Below are 22,607 nucleotides of genomic sequence, written 5' to 3'. Positions count from 1 at the left end.
TTGCTCTGAAACGCCCGTTCTAGAGCCTTTGTAGGAAAAATTTCGATGGTGCTTAATGGCCATCAACGGCTATGCTAGTCTGGATCCAAACCAATAACAGGTAATACCGGTTTTACGTCTACTCAAAGGGAATGGGGGGCTTCCTGACACAACCGGACGAGCCACGCTGGGGCTTCAATGCGCTATTTGCTGATGTTGTTGTTCTGCTTGCCCCTCATGGCGAGCGCCGTCGAATTCGACGAATTCACCCAGAGCCTCCCTCTGGGCCGGTCGCTGCAAGTGTTTGAAGACCCGAGCGGTCAGGCGAACATCGCCGACGTCCGCGCGCAGGCTGCTGCCGGCAATTTCAAAGCCCACGATAAAGCCACGCTAAATGCCGGGTATTCGCGTTCGGCGTTCTGGTTGAAAATCGACCTGCATTACCGCCCGAGCAATCCCGCCGCACAGCGCTCATGGCTGCTGGAGCTGGCTTATCCACCGCTCGATCATCTCGACCTTTATATGGCCGATGCCAATGGCGACTATCGCCTGACCCGGCAAACCGGCGATGCCTTGCCGTTCGCCAGTCGCGAGATTCGCCAGAACAATTACCTGTTCGACCTGGCCTTCGAACCCGGTCAACAACAAACAATCTATTTGCGACTGGCCAGCGAAGGCTCGATCCAGGCGCCGGTGACGTTGTGGTCGAGCACGGCGTACCTCGAAGATCAGCCAGTGCGCCTCTATGTGCTGGGCATCATTTATGGCGTGCTGCTGGGGATGCTGGTTTACAACCTGTTCATCTTCCTCAGCGTGCGCGACACCAGCTACCTCTATTACATCTTCTACATTGGCTCGTTCGGCCTCTATCAACTGTCGGTGAACGGTGCGGCGGTCGAGTATTTCTGGCCGGACAACCCGTGGTGGGCCAACGCGGCAACCCCGTTCTTCATCGGTTGCGCCGGGTTGTTCGGCAGCCAGTTCGCCCGCAGCTTCTTGCAGACCAAGACCCACAGCCGCTGGCTCGACCGCTTGCTGATCGCCCTTATTGTGTTCGGTGCCGTTGTGGTTGGTTTGTCGCTGATGACCAGTTACGCCTTGGCCCTGCGCCTGGCGACGACGCTTGCGCTGACCTTCACCGTCGTAATCTTCGCCGCCGGGATTCTCGCCTGGTGGCGCGGCCTGCGCGTGGCGCGCTATTTCATCATTGCATGGTCGGCGTTCCTGCTCGGTGGCGTTATCAATACGCTGATGGTGCTGGGCCTGCTGCCAAACGTGTTCCTGACGATGTACGCCAGCCAGATCGGTTCGGCGATCGAAGTGGCTTTGTTGTCGCTGGCCTTGGCTGACCGCATCAACGCGATGCGCGAGCAGCAGGCGCAGACGCTGTTTGATGCCGGCCAGAAACTCGAAGTGCTCAACCAGCAACTGGCCCACAGCAACAAGCTCAAGGATGAATTCCTCGCGACCCTGACCCACGAACTGCGCACGCCGATGAACGGTGTGATCGGTTCGCTGGAACTGATGCAGACCGTCGATCTGGATCCCGAGCTCGAGCAATATCACCAGACCGCCGCCGGTTCCGCCCGGGACATGATGCGCATGGTCAATGGCATCCTCACCCTCACCGAGTTGCAGGCCGGCAAACTGAAAGCGAAGCCGGGCAGTTTCAGCCTGCGTGGTGTGGTTGAAGCGTTGCGCGCTCAGTTCGAAGGCAACGCGGCAAGCAAGTCGCTGGACTTCAAGGTCGACGTGCTGCCGACTCTGCCGGATCGCTTGCATGGCGACAGCGCTAAACTGGCGCAATGCCTGGAATGCCTGTTGGATAACGCAATAAAGTTCACCCGTGTTGGTGGCTTGGCGCTGCGGGTCACCGGCAAGCCGTCGACGGACAATCGACTGGCGCTGTCATTTGCAGTGATCGACACCGGTATCGGCTTCACCGATCTGGGCGAGGCGACGATGTACCAGCGCTTCTTCCAGCTCGACGGTTCGATGACCCGTGAGTACGGTGGATTGGGAGTGGGGCTGGCGATCTGCCGACAACTGGTCGAACTGCTTGGCGGCAAGCTCACCCATCGCTCTGAACCCGGAAGTGGCAGTCGCTTTCAGCTGGACGTGGAGTTCGAATTGCCGGTGGTCGAGCCCGCGCCGCCCCCTGCGAATGCGCGCGATTGCGTCCGTGCCCCGCAGGACTGCACGGTGCTATTGGTCGACAACAACACCGTCAATCAACTGGTCATGCGCGGCATGCTGCTCAAACTCGGTTTCCGCGTGCGTACCGCTGACAACGGCGCGGCGGCGCTCGATTGCCTGCAACGCGAAACAGTTGATGCGGTCTTGATCGATTGCCAGTTGCCCGCCCATGACGGCGCATCGTTGTGCTGTCAGATCCACGCCTTGCCGGGTTGCGCCCACTTGCCAGTGTTCATGCTGGCGTTGAGCGCGGATCGCGAGGTTTGCGCCACGGATGCAGTGATCGACTACCTGAACAAACCGGTGAAATTCGAAGATTTGCAGTCTGCGCTGGAGCGACGGTTGCTCTGCTGTTGATAGGGTAAAAGCGCCGCAAATTCGGCGGATATGACACTTTGTTCGGCGTTGGGGCGGTGCTTAACTGACTTTCTCGCTGAAGAAGGAACCCGTCATGAACCTGCATCAGTTCGCCGAAACCCACGAAGTCAGCAACCAGCCGCCGTCGCTGGACGGCACCAACCTTTATCGCATCGACCTGCCGTTGCAGGAGTGGTCGCGCAGGTTCGGTGCCGGTTGGGCCGAGTCGCGGATTGATGCCTACGGCGCACTGGCCGGCGGGCCGCTGATGGAGGCCGGGTTCCTCGCCAATCAGAACAAACCGGTGTTTGCCAGCCATGACCGCTACGGTCATCGCATCGATCTGGTGGAATTTCACCCGGCGTATCACGAGTTGATGCGAACGGCAGTCGAGCATGGCCTGACCTCGCTGCCCTGGGCGCATCCGCAGGACGGCGCGCACGTCGCCCGAGCCTCCATGACCTATCTGCACAGCCAGGCCGAGGCCGGCAGCGGTTGCCCGCTGACCATGACCTTCGCCAGCGTGCCGGCCCTGCGCCTGCAACCTGATCTGGCCGAGCAATGGCTGCCGAAAGTCCTCGCCACCGAATACGACCCGCGCAATGTCGGCATGGCGCACAAGGCCGGTGTCACCCTCGGCATGGCGATGACCGAGAAACAGGGCGGCACCGACGTGCGCGCCAACACCACCAAGGCCTATCCGGTCGGCGCCAGCGGTCCGGGCCAGGCGTATGAACTGGTTGGGCACAAGTGGTTCTGTTCGGCGCCGATGTGCGATGCGTTTCTCACGCTGGCGCAGACAGACAAGGGCCTGACCTGTTTCCTGCTGCCGCGTCATCGCCCGGACGACACGCGCAATCAGTTCTATATCCAGCGCCTGAAAAACAAGCTCGGCAACCAGTCCAACGCCTCCAGCGAAGTGGAATTTCGCGGAGCGCTGGCGTGGATGGTCGGCGAAGAAGGGCGTGGCGTGCCGACCATCATCGAGATGGTGGCGATGACCCGTTTCGATTGCATGGTCGGCTCCAGTTCGCTGATGCGTCAGGCCCTGACCCAGGCCAGCCACCACTGCGCGCACCGCAAGGTCGGCGGCAAGTTGCTCAGCGAACAACCGTTGATGCAGAACGTGCTGGCCGATCTGGCGCTGGAAAGCGAAGCGGCGCTGGCGCTGAGTTTGCGCATGGGCAAGGCACTGGATCATCTGGACGATCGCCATGAAGCGCAATTCGCCCGGCTGGTGACGGCGGTGGGCAAATACTGGATCTGCAAACGCGCGCCGGCAATGATCAACGAAGCGGCTGAATGCATGGGCGGCGCCGGGTATGTCGAGGACAGCATCCTGCCGCGCCTGTATCGCGAAGCACCGGTCAACTCGACGTGGGAAGGCTCGGGCAACGTGCAGTGTCTTGACGTGTTGCGCGCGCTGTCGAAAGAGCCGGGTGTGCTGGACGTGCTGTTCAGTGAACTCGGGGACGGGCATGGCGATAAGCGGTTGGCGGCGCATATCCAGCAATTGCAGGCGCAGTTCAAGGACACCGGCGACATTCAGTATCGGGCGCGGCAGTTGACCGAAGACATTGCCCTTGGCTTGCAGGCCAAGCTGTTGCTGGAGGCGGGGAATTCGGCGGTCAGTGATGCGTTTATCGCAAGTCGGTTGAGTGGCAGCGGGCGGGCCTACGGCACGTTGCCGCGTGGCCTTGATGTTGAGGCCATCGTTGCCCGCTCAACCCCGCAGAGCTTCTGACCCAGCACAAACCTCCTGTAGGAGCTGCCGAAGGCTGCGATCTTTTGATCTTATAAACAGCAAGATCAAAAGATCGCAGCCTTCGGCAGCTCCTACCGGGTTCTGTGTGACTGACATAATGTGCGGCTGCCAGCATGCCACTGTTTCCGTCGCGCCACGATGCAGGCAAGATGAAGCTCTGCAAGTCAGAACACAGGAAGCTGATCGTGACCGAAGCGTTTATTGTCGTTCAAACCGCCGAACAAGCCGTGGATCGTCTGGCCGAGCTGCATGAGCAGGCCACCACCGCACTGAATTCCGCGCTCAAGCGTTACCTCAAGGATCGCGTCGAGCCCGACGCCGGGCAGCGTGCTCTGTTTCGTTATCCCGAACTGCGCCTGACCTATCACTGCCAGGGTGAAGTCCCGCAGACCACCCGCGCCTACGCCAAGGTGCAACTGCCGGGCACCTACAGCGTCACCGTCACCCACCCGAAAGCGTTCCGCAAATATCTGCTGGAACAGCTGGTGCCGTTGATGCACGACTTCACCGTGACCGTCGAAGTCGGCGTCAGCCAACAAAACATTCCGTACCCCTACGTGGTCGAGCAGGGCGATGAGCTGGCCGGTTCCGGCGTCACGGCCGCCGTGCTGGCCCGCGTGTTCCCGAGTACCGATCTGTCCGCCGCCACCGACGGTATCGCCGATGGCCTCTACGATTGGGAAAACACCGATCCGCTGCCACTGGCGTTGTTTGATGCGGCGCGTGTGGATTTCTCGCTGCGCCGACTGGTGCATTACACCGGTAGCGACTGGCGTCATGTGCAGCCGTGGATTCTGCTGACCAACTATCACCGTTACGTCGACCAGTTCATCGTTCATGGTCTTGAGCAATTGCGCAGCGATCCGCGTTTCGTGCGCATGGTGCTGCCGGGCAACGTGATCATCGAGAAGGGCATGGATCACGGCGAAGCGTCGGCGATTGCCGCCGGTGTGGTCTGGCACCGTTATCAGATGCCGGCCTATCACCTGATCGCCAGCGATGGCCATGGTGTGACGCTGGTGAACATCGGCGTCGGCCCGTCCAACGCCAAGAACATCACTGATCACTTGGCAGTGCTGCGTCCGCATTGCTGGTTGATGATCGGTCACTGCGGCGGCCTGCGTCAGTCGCAAACCATCGGCGACTACGTACTGGCCCACGCCTATATGCGTCGCGACGGGATTCTCGACCGGGTAGTGCCGCCGAACATTCCTATCCCGGCACTGGCCGAAGTGCAGATGGCGCTGCAACAAGCGGCCGCCAACATCACCGGCGAGAAGGGCGACGACCTGAAGAAACGCCTGCGCACCGGCACCGTGCTGACCTACGACGACCGTAACTGGGAACTGCGCTGGGCGCAGGAGCGGCCGCTGATCAACCTGTCCCGCGCCGTGGCGGTGGACATGGAAAGTGGCACCATTGCCGCGCAAGGTTATCGGCTGCGGGTGCCATACGGCACGTTGCTGTGCGTTTCGGACAAGCCGCTGCACAGTGAAATCAAGCTGCCGGGTTCGGCCAACGCGTTCTACGAGCGTGCGGTCAGCCAGCATTTGAAGATCGGCATTGAGGCGGTGGATCTGCTGCGCACCGAGCTCAACTCGCTCCACTCGCGCAAATTGCGCAGCTTCGACGAACCGCCGTTCCGTTAACGGTTAGTCGTGGTCATTTGGCGGTCGGGGCACTAGCATTGTCAGCCCAGATCGCCAGATGTTGTTTTGCCCATGTCCCGTCCCCCGCGTCCACCTTCCCGCCGTCCCGGTGCGAAGCCTCAGTCTTCCTCCCCGCGTCGTGTCGCCAAGGCGCCGCCGGCCGAGCCGAAACTGATCCTGTTCAACAAACCGTTCGATGTGCTGACGCAATTCAGCGACGGCGAAGGGCGGGCGACGCTTAAGGATTACATCGACGTGCCCGGTATTTATCCGGCCGGACGCCTTGATCGCGACAGTGAAGGTTTGTTGCTGCTGACCAACGACGGGCAGTTGCAGGCGAGGATTGCCGACCCCAAGCACAAATTGGCCAAGACCTATTGGGTGCAAGTCGAAGGCGAGCCGACGGCCGAGCAGTTGCAGTGTTTGCGTGACGGCGTCGAACTGAATGATGGCATGACCTTGCCCGCCGAAGCCCGGCAACTGGAAGAGCCTGAGTTGTGGCCGCGTAATCCGCCGGTACGCTTTCGCATGACCATACCTACAAGCTGGCTGGAGTTGGTGATACGCGAGGGGCGCAACCGTCAGGTGAGACGCATGACGGCTGCGGTAGGCTTGCCGACGTTGCGGCTGGTGCGGGTCAGGATTGGTGACTGGACGATCGAAGGTCTGGATCAGGGGCAGTGGAAAGAAGTGCCGGCGCGCTTATAAAGCGCCGGACTCGATCAGGCCGATCACCACACTCTTGATGATGAACGCGGCCACACCCAGGCCCAGCACGAAGAACAGAATGAGCGAACCAAAGCGCCCGGCCTTGGATTTTTTCGCCAGATCCCAGACGATGAAACCCATGAAAATGATCAGGATGCTGACCAGGCCAGTCATCATCCATTCTTCAAGTAGTGCTGGATCCATCGGGTAACTCCGGCGTAGACGGGGCAGAAAGGGCGGCGGCGATTATACGCCGAGGGGGATTGAGGGCGCATTGACCTGTGTCTTGAATCCACCACAATCCCCTGTAGAAGCTGCCGAAGGCTGCGATCTTTTGATATTGATCTTAAAAACAAGATCAAAACATCGCAGCCTTCGGCAGCTCTTGCAGGGGGGAGTGTTAGCTACGCAAATGAGTCAGGGGCAGCTCAGTGCTGTTGAGCACCTGATTCAGCACAAAACTCGAGCGCACACTGGTCACCCCATCAATCCGGGTCAAATGCCCCAGCAGCAATTTCTGATAGTGATCCATGTCCGGCACCACCACCTTCAACTGATAATCAGCGTCCACGCCAGTTACCAGACTGCACTCCAACACCTGCGGCAACGTACGAATCGCTGCTTCGAAGTTTTCAAAACGCTCCGGCGTGTGACGGTCCATGCCAATCAGCACGTAAGCGGTCAGGCTCAACCCGAGCATCTTGCGATCGAGCAACGCCACCTGACGCGAGATGTAGCCGTCGTCTTCCAGTTGCTTGACCCGGCGCGAGCACGGCGAGGGTGACAGACCGATGCGCTCGGCCAGTTCCTGGTTGGAGATGCGGGCGTCGCGCTGCAATTCCGCCAAAATGCTCAGGTCGTAACGGTCGAGTTTGCTCATCAATCAGTCCTTGGTTGTAACTATTGCGGCGGATTATCTATCCAGGGTTAAAAATTGCGCAAGTGGTGTTTATTTAAGCAATCTTCGCAATCCTCTGTCGCGGCCTCAGGCCTATTCTTATCACCAGAATCACTGCTCGGTAACACAGTCCACAGCGGCCCGCCTATCAGGCCCGCCGCGGTCGCCACCCCCACCGGGGATGTGCCGGCCCCCGAGCTGCACACTGTCCAGAAGACGGCGTGAGGTGAGCCGACGTCAAAAGCGTCGAGCCAGGACGAAGTTCTCTAGAAGGGAGGCCGACGGGTCTCCCTTTTTTCTTGCCTGCGATTTTTGTGCAGCCCTCAATAAATAAGTTTCGTGACTGATAACCTGTTGCAGAACCCGATGTGTACATTCTCGGTCTCAGTGACAAGTCCCCTCTTAATTTCAGGCCCTGAGCCGCAGCGAGGAAAAGCATGAAGTCGCGCATCTGGCGTCTGGCCGGTGTTGGTTTGCTCTGTGTGAGTGTCAGTGCGCAGGCGCTTGCCGATGAGCCGCAGAATCGTGGGCCCGATGGCGGTGGCCACGGTCAGGACCATCAGGGTAACAATCAGGGCCGTGGCGGCGATCATCAGCAACGCGGTCAGGGCAATGAGCCGCAGAACCAACCGCGCCCGCAGAACAATGAAATCATTCGTGGCGACAACAGCCGCCAGTTCGAGCATAACGGTCAGCAGCACAACAATAACGGCCAGTGGCAGAACCGCGACCAGAACCGTCCAGCCTACAATCCCAACCCGGTTCGCCAGCCGCCGCCACCGCCACAGTTACCGGCCAGCAGTCTGCCGATCCAGCCGCGTCCCGACGCCGTGCGCCAGACCCAGGAACCGCGTCAGGGCTACTACCGCGACGAGCGTCCGCAAAACGGTTACAACAATCAGCATTGGCAGACCGGCAATCGGCCGAACGACAATCGTTGGCCGGGACGTCCGGATGGGCATGGCAACGGTTGGGGGCCGGGGCCGCAATATCGGCCGGGGCATGTGATCGATCGCTTCCCTGATCGTGACTATCGTGTGCCGTATCGCGGGCAGGATTACTTCTTCTCTGGCGGCTATTGGTATCGCCCGCAAGGCCCGCGCTACATCGTTGTGCAGCCGCCGCGCGGGATTCGTATTCAATACTTGCCGGATTACGCCCGTGAAGTCTGGATCGGTGGCGCGCTGCTGTTCCTTGCCGCCGGCTCCTACTACGCCTATCAAGAAGCGACGCAGGATTACGTGGTGGTCGAGCCGCCGGTTCAGCAACAGCCGCAGCCGCAATCACAGGGCTATGATGTCGAGGCTTATCCGGCCAACGGTCAGTCGCCGGAGCAGGTGCAACAGGACGGTTACCAGTGCTATCAGTATGCGGTGCAACAAAGCGGTTTCGATCCGCGCACCGCGACTTACCAACCGGCGCCCGAAGTCGTTCAGGCCTACCGTCAGGCCCAGGGCAATTGCCTGAGCAGTCGCGGTTATCAGGTGTCTTACTGAATCCGGGTCTGCGTCCGTTCAGCCTTGACCACTTCCTGCGGGTCGGCGTGCACCAGCACTTCGGCCCGTGGGTAGGCTTTGTGAATCGCATCCGCCGCTTGATCGCTGATGCCGTGCGCGACTGACAGCGTCAATTCTCCCGGCAACTCCAGATGCAACTGCACGAACCAGTGGTTGCCGGAAATGCGCGTGCGCAAGTCATGCGCGCCCAGCACCCCCGGCACACTGCACGCCAGTTCGAGCATGTGCTGACTGACATCGGTCGGCAGTTCTTCGTCCATCAGCACCGAAAAACTTTCCCGGGCGATCTGGATCGCGCTCCACAAAATGTAGGCGGCAATCCCCAGGCCGAACCACGCGTCCAACTGTTGCCAGCCGAATCCTGCCAGCACCAGCGCCACCAGAATGCTGCCGTTGAGCAACAGATCGGAGCGGTAATGCAGCGAGTCGGCACGCACGGCGTTGGAGCCGGTCTGCTTGATCACCCGATGCTGCAATATCAGTAAAGCCACGGTCAGCAGCAGGGAAAAAACAATCACGCCAATGCTGATCCACGGCGCACCCAGTGGTTCTGGTTGCTTGATCCGCTCATAGGCCTGGAAGGCAATCAATATGGCACTGCCGCCAATGAACAGCGCTTGCGCCATGCCCGCCAGTGATTCCGCCTTACCATGGCCGTAACGGTGATCGTCATCCGCCGGGCGTAGCGCGTAATGCACCGCCAGCAGATTGAGCAACGAAGCAATGCCATCGAGCGCCGAGTCGGTGAGGCCGGCAAGCATGCTCACCGAACCGCTCAGCCACCAGGCGATGGCTTTGGCGATGATCAGCGTACAGGCCACCGCCACCGAGGCGCGGGTCGCCAGCCGCAGCAGGCGGGCGTGTTCGGGGCTGGAGGTCATGGAGTCAGTGATTCCTTATGCGGCAGGTTGCAGGCCGAACATCGCCAGTTGTTGAGTGCTGCCCTTGTGCTGGATCAGGCGCGGATCATCCAGCGGCAGATTGCGGCCCAGTTCAGATTCGAGAATAGCCTGCAACTTCAGGTTATCGACCTGACCGTCCGGGCCGATGGCTTGCTTGAGCTTGGCCGGATCGACTTGCGCGGTGTGGCCCGGTTCGAAATAGATCGCGCCGGTGGCGAAGTCGACTGCAAATGCGATCAGCCCCGGGACGATGTAGAACAGCAGACCCACGGCATCGAGCACGGCAATCGCCGGGTCGATCTTGCCATCGATCTGGCCGCGACGATCCGGGTAGAAAATCGAGCCGCACGCGGTGATTTGAGTGAGCAGGGTAGCGACCAGTACACCGCCGATCAGGCGAAAAGGTAAGCGCATGGGATAGATCTCCTGAGTCATCTGAAAACGAAGCAGCGTTGTGTGGAATTAAGACCCTGACAAACGCCCGGCAGTTCGCCGTTATACTCGCGCCTCTGTTTGGGAGCCAGCATGATTTCTTTGCCGATCGACGAAGTTTTACCCGCCCTGCGTGAAGCGTTGGCGACACGCCACGAAGCCGTGCTCGAAGCACCGCCCGGCGCCGGTAAAACTACCCGCGTGCCCCTGGCCTTGCTCAATGAAGCGTGGCTGAGCGGGCAGACCATTCTGATGCTCGAACCGCGCCGTCTCGCCGCGCGTGCGGCGGCTGAGCGGCTGGCCAGTGAGCTGGGTGAAAAGGTCGGGGAAACCGTCGGTTATCGCATCCGCCTCGACAGCAAGGTCGGCCCCAACACCCGTATCGAAGTGGTCACCGAAGGCATTCTTACTCGCCGTTTGCAGGACGACCCGGCGCTGGAAGGCGTGGGCTTGCTGATCTTCGACGAATTCCACGAACGCAGCCTCGACGCCGATCTGGCGCTGGCCCTCAGTTTGAACGGTCGCGAGCTGTTTCGAGCTGAACAGCCGCTGAAGATTTTGCTGATGTCGGCCACGCTGGAGGGCGAACGCCTGGCCGGGTTGCTCGACGACGCCCCGATCCTGCGCAGCGAAGGACGCATGTACCCGGTGACGATGCGCTGGGGCCGGCCGTTTCAGCCCGGCGAATACATCGATCAGCGCGTGACCGCCACCGTCCTTGAAGCCCTGCACGATGAAACCGGCAGCCTGTTGGTGTTCCTTCCGGGGCAGGCGGAAATCCGTCGCGTTCATCAACAACTGGCCGATGCCATCGGCGAGCGCAGCGACGTGCTGCTCTGCCCGTTGCACGGTGAGCTCGACCTCAACGCCCAGCGCGCCGCTATCGACCCGGCACCGGCCGGCCAGCGCAAAGTGGTGTTGGCCACCAACATCGCCGAGACCAGTTTGACCATCAATGGCGTGCGCGTGGTGATCGACGCCGGATTGGCAAGGGTGCCGCGTTTCGATCCGGGCAGCGGCATGACCCGCCTCGACACTCAACGTATTTCCAAGGCCAGCGCCACCCAGCGCACTGGGCGTGCGGGGCGACTGGAACCGGGTGTTTGCTATCGGTTGTGGTCGCAGGATCAGCATGAACAGTTGGCGGCATATGGGAGTGCGGAAATTCTCTCGGCGGATCTGGCCAGCCTGGCGCTCCAACTCGGGCGCTGGGGTGTGACGCCGGGCGAACTGGTCTGGCTCGATGTGCCACCGGCAGCGGCTTACGCACAGGCGCAGGATTTGTTGCAGCGTTTGGGGGCGTTGGAAGGCGAGGCGCTGACGTCTCACGGCCAGGCCATGGCTGAATTGCCAGCGCATCCGCGTATCGGTCATTTGTTACTGCGCGGGCAGGCGTTGGGCCTGGCAAACATGGCGTGCGATGTCGCCGCGTTGCTCGGCGAGCGCGACATCTTGCGCGGCGCCGGGGCGGATTTGCACAGTCGTCTGGTGCTGCTCTCCGGCGAAGAGCGGGCGTCACGTGGCGCTCAGGGCGGTGTGCAACGTGCCCGACAACTGGCGCGGCAGTATCGCGGTTACTTGCGCGGCAAGGCGAGCGAGCCGGTCAGCGATCCCGATCACCCGCGCTGGCTCGGCGCACTGTTGGCGCTGGCCTACCCGGATCGCGTCGCCCAACAACGTCGTGCCGGTGGCGCCGAATACCGACTGGCCAACGGTCGCGCCGCGCTGTTTGCCGAGGCCGACAGCCTGATGAAAGAACCGTGGATCGTCATCGCCGACCTCGGCAGCCGACAGGGTCAGCGTGAAGAACGAATTTATCTGGCGGCGGATTTTGATCCAGCGCTGTTCGATTCGGTGCTCGCCGAGCAGGTGCGCAACGTCGATCAACTGGACTGGGATGAGCGTGAAGGCGTGTTGCGCGCCGAGCGTCAGCGCAAGGTCGGCGAACTGATCCTCAGCCGTGAACCGCTAACCGGTCTTGATGAAGCCGCCCGCAGCCAGGCGCTGGTCAATCTGGTGCGGCGCAAGGGTCTGGAATTGCTGCCGTGGACACCGGAACTGCGTCAGTGGCAGGCGCGCGTCGCGCTGTTGCGGCAACTGGATCTGAATGCTCAGGACGAAAGCCAGTGGCCGGATGTCAGCGACGCGACGCTGCTGAACACCCTCGAAGCCTGGCTGATGCCATATCTGGGCAAGGTCTCGCGGCTCAGTCACTTCGCCAATCTGGATCTGTCGAGCATTGTCCGCAATCTCCTGCCATGGCCGCTGCCGCAACGCCTCGATGAGCTGGCGCCGCATCATCTGAGCGTGCCGTCAGGGTCGTCGATCCGTCTGGATTACAGCGAGTTTCCGCCGATTCTCGCGGTGCGTTTGCAGGAGTTGTTCGGGCTGGCCGAAACGCCGCGGATCGCTGGTGGTCGGCAGGTGGTCAAACTGCATCTTTTATCCCCGGCGCGCCGGCCGGTGCAGGTGACGCAGGATCTGGCCAACTTCTGGCGCAGCACCTATGCCGAAGTGAAGAAGGATTTGAAGGGGCGGTATCCGAAGCATTACTGGCCGGATGATCCGCTGGTAGCCGAGGCCACCGCACGGATCAAACCGCGAAAACCCTGATCGCGCAGCGTTCACTGAAGCGAAAAAACGGTCCTGGTCCAACCCTTCAGCGTGTACTTTTCATAGATCTGCACGGGGACATCCACATACGGGCTTGTGATGAAATGCTCCGGAATCAGCGGGTTGGCCTCATCGATGACCAGGATGTTTACCGGGTTGTAGAAGTCATAATCGACAACGTTTTTGTTGGTGGTGATGACTTTTTTCCGCGAAGCCATGGCTTCAAAGAACCGGAAGCTCAAACCGGCCTGGCCGGGCTTGGAAATGTCCAGAATGATCCTGGAGCGCCTTACCAGTTCGCCCACGGACTCCAGCGACATCCTTTGCTCAAAGAACGTAATGCCCGGATGCGCGCCCGGGATCGGTTTGCACTGCACCAGGAACTTGTAATCGGTAACGCCGAGTCGGTCGAATTCCCGGGCCAGGGACTCGAGCGCGGGTACGCGGTCCTTGCCGGCCATCACTACGAGAGCCGAGTATTCGCCCGGCTCACCGTCTGCAACGTAGTCTTCGTAGATAAAGTTGTAGAGCTTTTTCAGGCCGTGACTCTCGGCGTTCTGCGGGTCGAATGAAAACACCTCGTCGTACTCGGCCAGTTGTTCCGGCGTCATCGGCCAGCGACTGAAACTGTCGTAAAGGTAGGCGATCTTGCGATCGGAAGCCTTGAGTCCAGCCGCCAATTGCTGTGGGTCGATTTGTGCCGGATTAATGATAAGGGCAGCGTCAAACCGCCCTGCCGCCCGAATGGTCTTTTTCACATGCCGCCATTGGGCCCAGCGTTTCAGCGGGCGTCGAATGATCTTCGGGGCTCGATCAAACCTGTGCGACATCGACGATGTATCGATGAAGCTCACGTCGTTTTCGATCATCAAATGCTCAGCCAGTTTGCTTGCGTAGCCGCCGATGTCCTTGCATACAAGTAATATTTTCATGGGCCTTCCGTGCGTTTGGTTCGAATGCCCGAGCATCGTTCTCGGCGTAGAGTTGTTGCTACGGCGCGACCGGCAGCAGGAACCGCGCAATGACAGGCAAGTGATCGGAAATCCGAAGCGTATCGTCCTGTCGGACCATCGCTTCGACCCGTTTGATCTTAGGGCTGTAGAACAGATAGTCGACCGTGCGATCCGGACCATTGAGGCCGGGGTCGTTGGGGTAGTGGGTCAGCCACTGCGCGCGGTCGATGCCGCTGGCCTCGTTGTTGGTCGGGATCATCGGGTACTTGTCCCACAACAGATGCAATTCGCTGTCGGCGGAGTAGGGCGTGCGCTGCTCGGCTGGCAAACGGCGATATTGACCGAGCGGCAGCAGATTGAAATCGCCGCCGATCAACCACGGCAGACCTTGGCTTTCATACTTGTCGAGCACTTTGGCCACTGCCGTCACTTGCGCCTGCAAAGTCTCATCCGGTTGGCTGGCGCGCTCCAGATGCGTGTTGAACACGGTCAGTTGCCCGCCATCGCTCAGCGGCAGCTTGGTCGCGAGCAGGGCGTTTTTGGGCTGGAACTGGCGGCTGATGAAGTTGCTCGAAGCGACCGGCAATTGCAGGCGTTCGGCGTGTTCGATGCGATAACGGCTCAGCGTCGCCAGTTGCCGGCCAACGCTGCCGAAGATGTGCGGTTCAGGGACGAAATCGGCTTTCCAGTCAAAGGCGCTGGCGCTACACGGGTACAGATCGGCGACCCGCTCCTGCAGCAATTTGAGTTGATCCTGATAATCGCTGGCCTTGGCGCCGTCATCCAGCTCTTGCAACAGCACCACGTCGGGCTGTTCATCGCGAATTACCCGCGCCACTTCATCGAGACTGAAGGCCATGTCTTCCAACGTCGGCGCTTCATCGTCGCCCCCGGCCAGGTCATTCCAGAACACATAACGCTTGCCGGCCAGGTACTGCACATTCCAGGTCATGACTTTCAGTGCCTGCCCGGGCACCAGCGTCGGCGCGGTTGCGCTGCAACTCACCGGCAGGGTTTCACGGGGTTCGGGACGCCAGGTCAGGCTGAACATCAGCCCGCCAATCACGGCGATGGCGAGCACAACGAGCAACAGGGTGTAGCGCAGTAGACGGGTCATGGCTCGGCTTATAGCGTTACAGAAAGTGGCCCCGAGCATACCTGAGGAGGCGTCTTAAACCTAAGGCCAGAGCAGTCAGGCCGCTCTGTCTCTTTTGTCAGGCAATTCGCTGATCAGCATGAACAGACGGAACAGCACCACGCTGGTGAACAGTTGCAGGAAGCCGTGAGCGCTGTCGATCAACACGGTAATGGCCGTGTTCTGCGGTTCTGGATAGACCGCCAGCGTTGCGCCTTTGAGCAACCACAGCGGCGTCATCACGCAAAGAATGCACAGCAGAATCCGCCAGAAATGCCCGCGTGTCAGACGCAGGCTTTCCTTCATGGCATGCAGCGGATTGAGGCCGCGCAGCACCAGCAGATATTCGCCGAACGCCAGCATCACCATCAGCATCAGGCCCGGCAGAAAATACAACGACAGTCCCAGCAGGATCAGCAACGTGTTGAGCGCCGTGAGCAGGGCGAAACGCGGCCACAACCGTGCGGCCATCGCCAGCAGGTCAAGATTGCGCGGGGCTTCGCCACGGGTGCGGGCGTCGAGAAACAAAATCAGTGCGGCGGTGTACAGCGGATAGACCAGCAGGCCAACAATGATGCTGGCCGCCGAAAAACTGTCCGGGTCGCTGGTGTGATCCACCACTTGTTGCAACAGCGCTTCGACGATCACCAGCGGCAGGCACAACTGCACGATGCTGACCAGATGGCGTTTGAAAAAAAACAGAGAGTCGCGCAGCACTTCGAAGGCATTCATCAGTCGGTATCGCAGGTCGAAAACAGTGGCTCACTTTAACCGATGATGCGCGGGCGGACACAAACGTAAACATTCGGTAAAGGTCGTTGAAACATCCTGTCACTGTCTCCATTACGGGAGAGCACCTTGTCCAAAGTGGGCGAGGGCGATGTTATCCCCGGCAATCTACGAGGTCGCCATGAACAGCGAAGAACAAACCCTGATCGATGGACTGTTTTCCCGCCTGCAACAGGCCGAAACGGAGGCAGCCCCGCGCGACGCCCAGGCCGAGACGCGGATCAAGGAGCACCTGACACGCCAGCCGGCGGCAGGTTATTTCATGACCCAGGCGATTCTGGTGCAAGAGGCGGCGCTCAAAAGCCTCGACGAGCAAAACAAACAACTGACCCAGCAAGTCCAGCGTTTGCAGGCCGAACTGCAATCGGCGAAGGCCCAGAGTGCTGCGCCGGCGCCAAGCGGTGGCGGTGGTTTCCTGTCGAGCATCTTTGGCGGCGGCAGTTCGCGTCCTGCGCCAACACAGAGTGCCCCGGCATCGACGGGCGGCTGGCGCGAACCGGCGCCGCAGCAAAACCTCAGCGCACCCGCGCCACAACAGAACTTCGGCGCACCGCCGCCCAACTACGCGCAACAGGCTGCTCCGGCGGCGGGCAGCAGTTTCCTCGGTGGCGCGCTGAAAACTGCCGCTGGTGTGGCCGGTGGTGTGATGCTGGCGCAGGGCATCAGCAGCCTGTTCCACCACAATCAGCAACCGCAAGAGATTGTTGAAGTGATCAAGGAGGAACCGGCGCAGGTTGCAGACCAGAGCAACAACGGCTGGGGTGATGACCAGCGCATGGCCGGCAACGACCAGAGCGGCTTTACTGATACCGACTACAGCGATGACAACTCATCGTTCTTTGATGACGACGATTCCTTTGTCTGACCCAAACCTTCCAGGTTGACATCGAACTGTGGTGAGGGGATTTATCCCCGATGGACTGCGCAGCAGGCCCAAAAACCGGGGCCGCCACGCTGCCCAGCGGGGATAAATCCCTCGCCACATTCACCACTCGTCAGTAGCACCCTTGCGCCTGCGGGCGATTATTCGCGGAACCTTCCTTCGGGCTGGCATACTGAGCGCCTTTTTCGGGCCTGGCGCCTGATCCCGCTTCGTGCGCTCGCGCGCTCACAGGAACTCCGGTGAAAAAAATCGCAGTGTTCGCCGACGTGCAAAACCTCTACTACACCGTGCGTCAGGCCTATGGTTGTCACTTCAACTACGCCGCGCTGTGGGCGGACATCAGCAAGGACGGGCAGATCGTCGAGGCCTACGCCTACGCGATCGACCGAGGTGACAGCAAACAGCAGCAGTTCCAGCAGATCCTGCGCAACCTCGGCTTCACCGTGAAGCTCAAGCCATACATCCAGCGCAGCGACGGCTCGGCCAAGGGCGACTGGGACGTGGGCATCACCCTCGACATCATGGACGCCGCCGACCACGTCGACGAAATCGTCCTGGCCTCCGGTGATGGCGATTTCGACATGCTGCTCGAACGCATCATCAACAAGCACGGCGTGCAGGCTGTGGCCTATGGCGTCCCGGGCCTGACTGCCAACTCGCTGATCCGTGCCGCCAGCCGTTACGTGCCGATCGAAGGCGCGCTGCTGCTGAAGAATTGAGCGGTTACTGAAGAATTGATTTGGACGGAGTACAACAAGGTTTGGAACGCATTGCAGTCATCGACTTTGAAACCACCGGCCTCTCGCCGAACAGCAGCTGCCGCGCCACGGAAATCGCCGTGGTCATGCTGGAAAACGGCCGCATCGTCGAGCGTTACCAAAGCCTGATGAACGCCGGCGTACGCGTCCCCGCGTTCATCGAACAACTGACCGGCATCAGCAACGCCATGCTGCGCACCGCGCCGTCGGCCGAAAAGGTGATGGAAGAGGTCAATGAGTTTGTCGGCTGCACGCCACTGGTCGCGCATAACGCCTCGTTCGACCAGAAGTTCTGGGATTTTGAACTGGGGCGGATCAAGCGCACCCGTCTTCAGAATTTTGCCTGCTCGCTGTTGCTGGCCCGTCGTTTAATGCCGGCCGCGCCGAATCACAAGCTGGGTACTCTCACCACATTCGCTCGCCTGCCGCACACTGGCCAGGCGCACAGGGCGATGGCGGATGCGGAGATGGCGGCCAACCTGATGGCGCATCTGGCTGAAGAATTGCGCCACAAGCATGGGGTCAGAGAGCTTTCTCATGATCTGCTGTGCAAATTGCAGAAAGTCCCTGCTGCGAAAGTCGGTGAGCACCTGCAACGCTATCGCTGATCCCTAAATCGCAGTAGCTTCCCTGTAGGAGCTGTCGAGTGAAACGAGGCTGCGATCTTTTGATCTTGTTTTTAAAAGCAAGATCAAAAGATCGCAGCCTGCGGCAGCTCCTACAGGAGAACTCTACTTGCCGTTGCCTTCGATGTGCCCCAGCGGCACGCGCTTCTCGATGGCGCTCGACAACACAATCGACGTCTTGCTGAAGCCAAACTTCGCCACCCGATTGATCAACTCCTCCAGCTCCGTCATCGATCCCACCGCGGCCTTCATCATCACGCACGGATCGCCCGTTACTCGGAAGCATTCGGTCAGTTGCGGGATTTTCGCCAGTTCGTCGTAAACCTTCTGGCTGCCGTTTTGATGCAGACGCAACTCGATCACACACTGGATCGGCAAGCCGATTTTCGACAGGTCAATGTTCGCTTGATAGCCGGTAATCACGCCCGATGCCTCAAGCTTGGCAACGCGCTCGGCCACGGCGGGGGCGGAGAGGTTTACTTTGCGCGCCAGGTCGGCGTAGGACGCCCGCCCGTTTTCGAGCAGGGCGCTGAGCAGCATGCGGTCGTATTTATCCAAGGCCAGACTCCTGAAATGGGCAGACTTTCGAAATCTCGGTTTATCCCGATGATCTCCGTTCTTTCAAAAGTGTACCGGCGCTATAAACAGGTTTTGTAGCTTATTTTTGCTCGCTCGCCTTTCTAGAATAATTCATCCGTTAACTCTGACATTCGAGCTGCCCATGCCTGCCCTGCGCCGTTTTTCTCTGCCGCTGATCGCCGCGTTTTTTGCGTTGTATGTGATTTGGGGATCGACCTATCTGGTGATCCGCATCGGCGTTGAATACTGGCCGCCGCTGATGCTCGGCGGGGTGCGCTTCATCATTGCCGGAACGTTGATGTACGCGTTCCTGCGCTGGCGCGGGGCGCCGGCGCCGACGTGGGCACAGTGGAAAGCGGCGGGGATTATCGGGATTTTGCTGCTGAGTTTTGGTAACGGTGCGGTGAGTGTGGCGGAGCACACGGGGGTGGCTTCTGGCGTGGCGGCATTGGCGGTGGCGACGGTGCCGCTGTTCACGTTGCTCTGCGGTTATTTCTGGGGCGCGCGTAATACTCGTCTCGAATGGGCCGGGGTGGCGCTGGGGATTGTCGGCATTGCCATGCTCAACATGGGTTCGAACCTGCAATCGAGTCCCTTGGGCGCTGCTTTGCTGATTTTCGCGGCGGCGACCTGGGCGTTCGGGTCGGTGTGGAGCCGACACTTGCCGTTGCCGCAAGGTGCGATGGCCAGTGCTGTGGAAATGCTGGTTGGCGGTGTTGTGCTGCTGATCGGCAGTGCGGTGAGTGGTGAGCGCCTGCAAGCTGTGCCGCCGATGGAAGGCTGGTTGGCGCTGGCGTATCTGATCTTCTTTGGCTCGATCATCGCCTTCAATTCCTACATGTACCTGCTCAAGCATGTGCGTCCGGCGGCGGCGACCAGTTATGCCTACGTCAATCCGGCGGTGGCGGTGTTGCTGGGGATCGTGTTTGTCGGCGAGACCATCGGCATTGAAGAAGCGCTGGCGATGTTGGTGATCATCAGCGCCGTGGTGCTGATCGGTCTGCCGCAGTGGCGTCGGCCGGCACAGCCGCCGGTAGACGTGCCGACGGCCGTTCCGACGGAACAGCGCGCGAATTAGGGTAAACTGCGCGGCATTGCACACTCGTGTCGCACAACTGCGCTGAATTTTCCTACGGTACTCCCATGACTTTCGCCTCCCTTGGCCTGATCGAACCCTTGCTGCGCTCCCTCGAGACGCTCGGCTACCAGACCCCGACGCCGGTGCAGGCGCAAGCCATCCCGGCCGTTCTGGCCGGTCGCGACCTGATGGCAGCGGCCCAGACCGGCACCGGCAAGACCGCCGGTTTCGCCTTGCCGCTGTTGCAGTTGCTGGCCATGGAAGGGCCGAAAGTGACCGCCAACTCGGCGCGTGCGCTGATTCTGGTGCCGACCCGCGAGCTGGCCGAGCAGGTTCATGAGTCTGTGCGCCAGTACGCCGAAAACCTGCCGCTGCGCACTTATGCAGTTTACGGCGGCGTCAGCATCAACCCGCAAATGATGAAACTGCGTGGCGGCGTCGATGTGCTGGTCGCCACGCCTGGTCGCCTGATCGACCTGTTCCGCCAGAACGCGCTGAAACTCGATCAGCTACAAACCCTGGTGCTGGATGAAGCCGATCGTATGCTCGACCTGGGCTTCTCCGAAGAACTGGCGAACATCTACCGCATGCTGCCGAAAAAGCGCCAGACCCTGCTGTTCTCCGCGACCTTCTCTGATGACATCCGCCTGCTGGCCGGGCAAATGCTCAACGACCCGCTGAGCATCGAAGTCAGCCCGCGCAACGTCGCCGCCAACACCGTCAAGCAGTGGATCGTGACGGTCGACAAGAAGCGTAAGGCCGAACTGTTCGTGCACCTGATGCGCAAGAGCAAGTGGAAGCAGGTGCTGGTATTTGCCAAGACCCGCAACGGCGTTGATGCGCTGGTGGAAAAGCTTCAGGGCCTGGGCGTGAACGCCGATGGTATCCATGGCGACAAACCGCAGGCGACCCGCCAGCGTGCACTGGACCGTTTCAAACTCAGCGAAGTGCAGATTCTGGTGGCCACCGACGTGGCGGCTCGTGGTCTGGACATCGAAGATCTGCCGTTGGTGGTCAACTTTGATCTACCGATCGTGGCTGAGGATTACATTCACCGTATCGGCCGTACTGGCCGTGCCGGTGCGACGGGCGAAGCGATCTCGTTGGTGTGTGCCGATGAGGTGAACATGCTCTCGGCCATCGAGATGCTCACGCGCCAGACGTTGAAGCGTCAGAACGAACCGGACTTCGAGCCTGAACACCGCGTGCCGGATACCGACGCCAGTGGCCAGGTGATCAAGAAGCCGAAAAAACCGAAAAAGCCGAAAACCTCCGGCGGTGGTGGCAAGCGCAATCTGGGTAAGTGGGTCGACAGCGGCGAGACTCAGGCGCCGGAGCCTTCGATCAAGCCTGTGCGCAAGGTGCCGGTGTTCAATACCGGGCCGCGTAAGCGTAAGCCATAACCCTCTGCTGAAGGCGCGGTATCCAGGTAGGCGCTGCTGCACGCTGCGATCTTTTGATCTTGTGTTTAAAGGTCAAACGATCGCAGCCTCGTTTCACTCGACAGCTCCTACAGGGTTTTGTGCTGGAGCCACTCCAGCATTCCGAACCCCGCCGCCCGCCCGCTGGCAAAACACCCCGTCAGCAAATAACCGCCCGTTGGCGCTTCCCAGTCCAGCATCTCACCCGCACAAAACACCCCCGGCAACGCCTTGAGCATCAAGCGCTCATCCATCGCTTCAAACGTCACACCACCGGCACTGCTGATTGCCTCATCCAAAGGACGGGTCTTTACCAATGTCAGTGGCAACGCCTTGATCGCACGGGCCAACAACGCCGGATCTGCAAAGGTTGCGGCGTCAGTCAACTCACGCAACAACGCCGCTTTTACCCCGTCAATCCCGATCTGGCTGTGCAGATGCTTGGCCATCGAGCGCGAACCACGCGGTTTGCTCAATGCGGCCTGCAATTTATCCACAGGTCGGCCCGGCAGCAGGTCGATATGGATGGTGGCTGAGCCATGCAGGTTGATCGCCTCACGAATCGGTGCCGACAACGCGTAGATCAAGCTGCCCTCAATTCCCGTCGCCGTAATCACGCATTCGCCCAAGCGCGGAATGTCGTCGTTCAAACCAATGGCGATATTTTTCAGCGGCGCCCCGGCGAATTTGCTGACGAGTAATTCGCTCCAGGCTTGCACCTCGAAGCCGCAATTACTGGGTTGCAACGGCGCCAGTCCTACACCGCGCTGCTCCAGCGGCAACATCCACGCGCCGTCCGAACCGAGCCGCGACCAACTGCCGCCACCGAGGGCGAGCAGGGTGGCGTCGGGGCTGATGGAGTTCTCGCCTTCCGGGCTTTCGATGCGCAATGCACCTTGTTCATCCCAGCCGAGCCAGCGATGGCGGGTGTGGATAACTACGCCGCTGTCGCGCAGACGCTTGAGCCAGGCGCGCAGCAAAGGGGCGGCTTTCATGTCGGTGGGGAACACGCGGCCAGAGCTGCCGATGAAGGTTTCGATGCCCAGTTCGTGAATCCATTTACACAGCGCATCGGCATCAAAACCGCGCAGCAGCGGGGCGATGTGCGGCGCGCGTTCGGCGTAGCGCGAGAGGAACGCCGGGTAGGCTTCGGAGTGTGTGATGTTCATGCCGCCGACCCCGGCCAGCAGGAACTTGCGGCCAACCGAGGGCATGCCGTCGTACAGATCGACTCGTACCCCGGCCTGGCTCAGCACTTCGGCGGCCATCAAGCCGGCGGGGCCACCGCCGATGATGGCGATGTGAGCGGGGGAGGAGGCGGAGTTCTGGGTCATGGCGTGCGCTGCGGTATGGCGGGATAAGGCGCGCA

20 protein-coding genes are annotated in these 22,607 nt (G+C 60.5%); 11 read left to right on the top strand and 9 right to left on the bottom strand.

The annotated features are described in order from the left end of the window. Positions 1 to 177: 177 nt before the first annotated feature. The 4 genes from PSH79_RS24000 (at position 178) to PSH79_RS23985 (ending at position 6,654) form a co-directional block, all read left to right on the top strand. A complete protein-coding gene (locus PSH79_RS24000) occupies positions 178 to 2,532 on the top strand; it encodes a hybrid sensor histidine kinase/response regulator (protein ID WP_305439953.1) in 2,355 nt (784 codons plus the stop codon). 94 nt (positions 2,533 to 2,626) lie between these two features. Next, entirely contained in the window at positions 2,627 to 4,276 is a 1,650-nt protein-coding gene (locus tag PSH79_RS23995; RefSeq protein ID WP_305439952.1) for an acyl-CoA dehydrogenase family protein, read from the top strand. A gap of 170 nt (positions 4,277 to 4,446) precedes the next feature. Beyond that, on the top strand, positions 4,447 to 5,946 hold the full coding sequence (amn, locus tag PSH79_RS23990) for an AMP nucleosidase (protein ID WP_187680961.1): 1,500 nt from the start codon (positions 4,447 to 4,449) through the stop codon (positions 5,944 to 5,946). Positions 5,947 to 6,018: 72 nt separating this feature from the next. After that, positions 6,019 to 6,654: a pseudouridine synthase gene (locus PSH79_RS23985; RefSeq protein ID WP_305439951.1), complete on the top strand. Its 636-nt coding sequence runs from the start codon at positions 6,019 to 6,021 to the stop codon at positions 6,652 to 6,654. On the opposite strand, the gene PSH79_RS23980 is transcribed toward PSH79_RS23985, so the two are convergent. Together PSH79_RS23980 and PSH79_RS23975 are read right to left on the bottom strand one after the other, a co-directional pair. Next, positions 6,649 to 6,858 carry a DUF2788 domain-containing protein gene (locus PSH79_RS23980; RefSeq protein ID WP_042561226.1) on the bottom strand — a complete coding sequence of 70 codons (210 nt, stop codon included), beginning with the start codon at positions 6,856 to 6,858 and terminating at the stop codon, positions 6,649 to 6,651. The two genes, PSH79_RS23985 and PSH79_RS23980, sit on opposite strands and share 6 nt — an antisense overlap. Positions 6,859 to 7,054: 196 nt before the next feature. Beyond that, positions 7,055 to 7,534 carry an Lrp/AsnC family transcriptional regulator gene (locus PSH79_RS23975; RefSeq protein WP_042561225.1) on the bottom strand — a complete coding sequence of 160 codons (480 nt, stop codon included), beginning with the start codon at positions 7,532 to 7,534 and terminating at the stop codon, positions 7,055 to 7,057. A gap of 455 nt (positions 7,535 to 7,989) precedes the next feature. Here PSH79_RS23975 and PSH79_RS23970 point away from each other — a divergent pair, with 455 nt between their 5' ends. Beyond that, positions 7,990 to 9,048, top strand: coding sequence for a DUF6515 family protein (locus tag PSH79_RS23970; RefSeq protein ID WP_305439950.1), 1,059 nt, complete (start codon positions 7,990 to 7,992; stop codon positions 9,046 to 9,048). On the opposite strand, the gene PSH79_RS23965 is transcribed toward PSH79_RS23970, so the two are convergent. After that, complete coding sequence (locus tag PSH79_RS23965; RefSeq protein ID WP_305439949.1) at positions 9,042 to 9,950, bottom strand: cation diffusion facilitator family transporter; 909 nt, start codon at positions 9,948 to 9,950, stop codon at positions 9,042 to 9,044. The two genes, PSH79_RS23970 and PSH79_RS23965, sit on opposite strands and share 7 nt — an antisense overlap. Positions 9,951 to 9,965: 15 nt before the next feature. Next, complete coding sequence (locus PSH79_RS23960) at positions 9,966 to 10,385, bottom strand: polyribonucleotide nucleotidyltransferase (protein WP_187680958.1); 420 nt, start codon at positions 10,383 to 10,385, stop codon at positions 9,966 to 9,968. Between the two features lie 111 nt (positions 10,386 to 10,496). Here PSH79_RS23960 and hrpB point away from each other — a divergent pair, with 111 nt between their 5' ends. Beyond that, entirely contained in the window at positions 10,497 to 13,016 is a 2,520-nt protein-coding gene (gene hrpB / locus PSH79_RS23955) for an ATP-dependent helicase HrpB (protein WP_305439948.1), read from the top strand. Positions 13,017 to 13,027: 11 nt separating this feature from the next. Here the strand turns inward: hrpB and PSH79_RS23950 are convergent, their stop codons facing one another. From PSH79_RS23950 to PSH79_RS23940, 3 genes are all read right to left on the bottom strand, one after another. Further along, positions 13,028 to 13,885: a hypothetical protein gene (locus PSH79_RS23950; RefSeq protein ID WP_305439947.1), complete on the bottom strand. Its 858-nt coding sequence runs from the start codon at positions 13,883 to 13,885 to the stop codon at positions 13,028 to 13,030. 121 nt (positions 13,886 to 14,006) lie between these two features. Next, a complete protein-coding gene (locus tag PSH79_RS23945) occupies positions 14,007 to 15,086 on the bottom strand; it encodes an endonuclease/exonuclease/phosphatase family protein (protein WP_305439946.1) in 1,080 nt (359 codons plus the stop codon). 75 nt (positions 15,087 to 15,161) lie between these two features. Continuing rightward, positions 15,162 to 15,836 (bottom strand): YciC family protein, encoded by a 675-nt coding sequence (locus PSH79_RS23940; RefSeq protein WP_305439944.1) that lies wholly within the window; start codon positions 15,834 to 15,836, stop codon positions 15,162 to 15,164. Positions 15,837 to 16,014: 178 nt separating this feature from the next. Here PSH79_RS23940 and PSH79_RS23935 point away from each other — a divergent pair, with 178 nt between their 5' ends. From PSH79_RS23935 to PSH79_RS23925, 3 genes are all read left to right on the top strand, one after another. After that, positions 16,015 to 16,758 carry a DUF2076 domain-containing protein gene (locus tag PSH79_RS23935; RefSeq protein ID WP_305439943.1) on the top strand — a complete coding sequence of 248 codons (744 nt, stop codon included), beginning with the start codon at positions 16,015 to 16,017 and terminating at the stop codon, positions 16,756 to 16,758. A 257-nt stretch (positions 16,759 to 17,015) separates the two neighbouring features. Next, on the top strand, positions 17,016 to 17,495 hold the full coding sequence (locus tag PSH79_RS23930; RefSeq protein ID WP_003228475.1) for an NYN domain-containing protein: 480 nt from the start codon (positions 17,016 to 17,018) through the stop codon (positions 17,493 to 17,495). A 41-nt stretch (positions 17,496 to 17,536) separates the two neighbouring features. Continuing rightward, the gene (locus PSH79_RS23925) at positions 17,537 to 18,142 is read left to right on the top strand and encodes a PolC-type DNA polymerase III (RefSeq protein ID WP_305439941.1); all 606 of its coding nucleotides are present in this window, start codon (positions 17,537 to 17,539) and stop codon (positions 18,140 to 18,142) included. 123 nt (positions 18,143 to 18,265) lie between these two features. Here PSH79_RS23925 and PSH79_RS23920 read toward each other — a convergent pair whose 3' ends face one another. After that, the gene (locus PSH79_RS23920) at positions 18,266 to 18,718 is read right to left on the bottom strand and encodes an Lrp/AsnC family transcriptional regulator (protein WP_305439939.1); all 453 of its coding nucleotides are present in this window, start codon (positions 18,716 to 18,718) and stop codon (positions 18,266 to 18,268) included. Positions 18,719 to 18,881: 163 nt separating this feature from the next. Here PSH79_RS23920 and yedA point away from each other — a divergent pair, with 163 nt between their 5' ends. Both yedA and PSH79_RS23910 read left to right on the top strand, forming a co-directional pair. Then, positions 18,882 to 19,817 (top strand): drug/metabolite exporter YedA, encoded by a 936-nt coding sequence (yedA, locus tag PSH79_RS23915; protein ID WP_305439938.1) that lies wholly within the window; start codon positions 18,882 to 18,884, stop codon positions 19,815 to 19,817. A 65-nt stretch (positions 19,818 to 19,882) separates the two neighbouring features. Then, positions 19,883 to 21,220, top strand: coding sequence for a DEAD/DEAH box helicase (locus PSH79_RS23910; protein ID WP_305439937.1), 1,338 nt, complete (start codon positions 19,883 to 19,885; stop codon positions 21,218 to 21,220). A gap of 107 nt (positions 21,221 to 21,327) precedes the next feature. Here the strand turns inward: PSH79_RS23910 and PSH79_RS23905 are convergent, their stop codons facing one another. Then, positions 21,328 to 22,572 (bottom strand): TIGR03862 family flavoprotein, encoded by a 1,245-nt coding sequence (locus tag PSH79_RS23905; protein ID WP_305439936.1) that lies wholly within the window; start codon positions 22,570 to 22,572, stop codon positions 21,328 to 21,330. Positions 22,573 to 22,607 lie beyond the last annotated feature (35 nt).

Origin of the sequence: Pseudomonas sp. FP2196 (assembly GCF_030687715.1) — a bacterium.
Classification (GTDB): Bacteria; Pseudomonadota; Gammaproteobacteria; order Pseudomonadales; family Pseudomonadaceae; genus Aquipseudomonas.
Note: the sequence above shows the minus strand (reverse complement) of the source record. Positions and strands in the feature narration are given on the sequence as shown.

What these genes read in the sequence shown, in the direction of transcription:
- PSH79_RS24000 (WP_305439953.1), top strand. Translation starts at nt 178, where the DNA reads ATGCGCTATTTGCTGATGTTGTTGTTCTGCTTGCCCCTCATGGCGAGC.
- PSH79_RS23995 (WP_305439952.1), top strand. Translation starts at nt 2,627, where the DNA reads ATGAACCTGCATCAGTTCGCCGAAACCCACGAAGTCAGCAACCAGCCG.
- amn (WP_187680961.1), top strand. Translation starts at nt 4,447, where the DNA reads ATGAAGCTCTGCAAGTCAGAACACAGGAAGCTGATCGTGACCGAAGCG.
- PSH79_RS23985 (WP_305439951.1), top strand. Translation starts at nt 6,019, where the DNA reads ATGTCCCGTCCCCCGCGTCCACCTTCCCGCCGTCCCGGTGCGAAGCCT.
- PSH79_RS23980 (WP_042561226.1), bottom strand. Translation starts at nt 6,858, where the DNA reads ATGGATCCAGCACTACTTGAAGAATGGATGATGACTGGCCTGGTCAGC.
- PSH79_RS23975 (WP_042561225.1), bottom strand. Translation starts at nt 7,534, where the DNA reads ATGAGCAAACTCGACCGTTACGACCTGAGCATTTTGGCGGAATTGCAG.
- PSH79_RS23970 (WP_305439950.1), top strand. Translation starts at nt 7,990, where the DNA reads ATGAAGTCGCGCATCTGGCGTCTGGCCGGTGTTGGTTTGCTCTGTGTG.
- PSH79_RS23965 (WP_305439949.1), bottom strand. Translation starts at nt 9,950, where the DNA reads ATGACCTCCAGCCCCGAACACGCCCGCCTGCTGCGGCTGGCGACCCGC.
- PSH79_RS23960 (WP_187680958.1), bottom strand. Translation starts at nt 10,385, where the DNA reads ATGCGCTTACCTTTTCGCCTGATCGGCGGTGTACTGGTCGCTACCCTG.
- hrpB (WP_305439948.1), top strand. Translation starts at nt 10,497, where the DNA reads ATGATTTCTTTGCCGATCGACGAAGTTTTACCCGCCCTGCGTGAAGCG.
- PSH79_RS23950 (WP_305439947.1), bottom strand. Translation starts at nt 13,885, where the DNA reads ATGATCGAAAACGACGTGAGCTTCATCGATACATCGTCGATGTCGCAC.
- PSH79_RS23945 (WP_305439946.1), bottom strand. Translation starts at nt 15,086, where the DNA reads ATGACCCGTCTACTGCGCTACACCCTGTTGCTCGTTGTGCTCGCCATC.
- PSH79_RS23940 (WP_305439944.1), bottom strand. Translation starts at nt 15,836, where the DNA reads ATGAATGCCTTCGAAGTGCTGCGCGACTCTCTGTTTTTTTTCAAACGC.
- PSH79_RS23935 (WP_305439943.1), top strand. Translation starts at nt 16,015, where the DNA reads ATGAACAGCGAAGAACAAACCCTGATCGATGGACTGTTTTCCCGCCTG.
- yedA (WP_305439938.1), top strand. Translation starts at nt 18,882, where the DNA reads ATGCCTGCCCTGCGCCGTTTTTCTCTGCCGCTGATCGCCGCGTTTTTT.
- PSH79_RS23910 (WP_305439937.1), top strand. Translation starts at nt 19,883, where the DNA reads ATGACTTTCGCCTCCCTTGGCCTGATCGAACCCTTGCTGCGCTCCCTC.
- PSH79_RS23905 (WP_305439936.1), bottom strand. Translation starts at nt 22,572, where the DNA reads ATGACCCAGAACTCCGCCTCCTCCCCCGCTCACATCGCCATCATCGGC.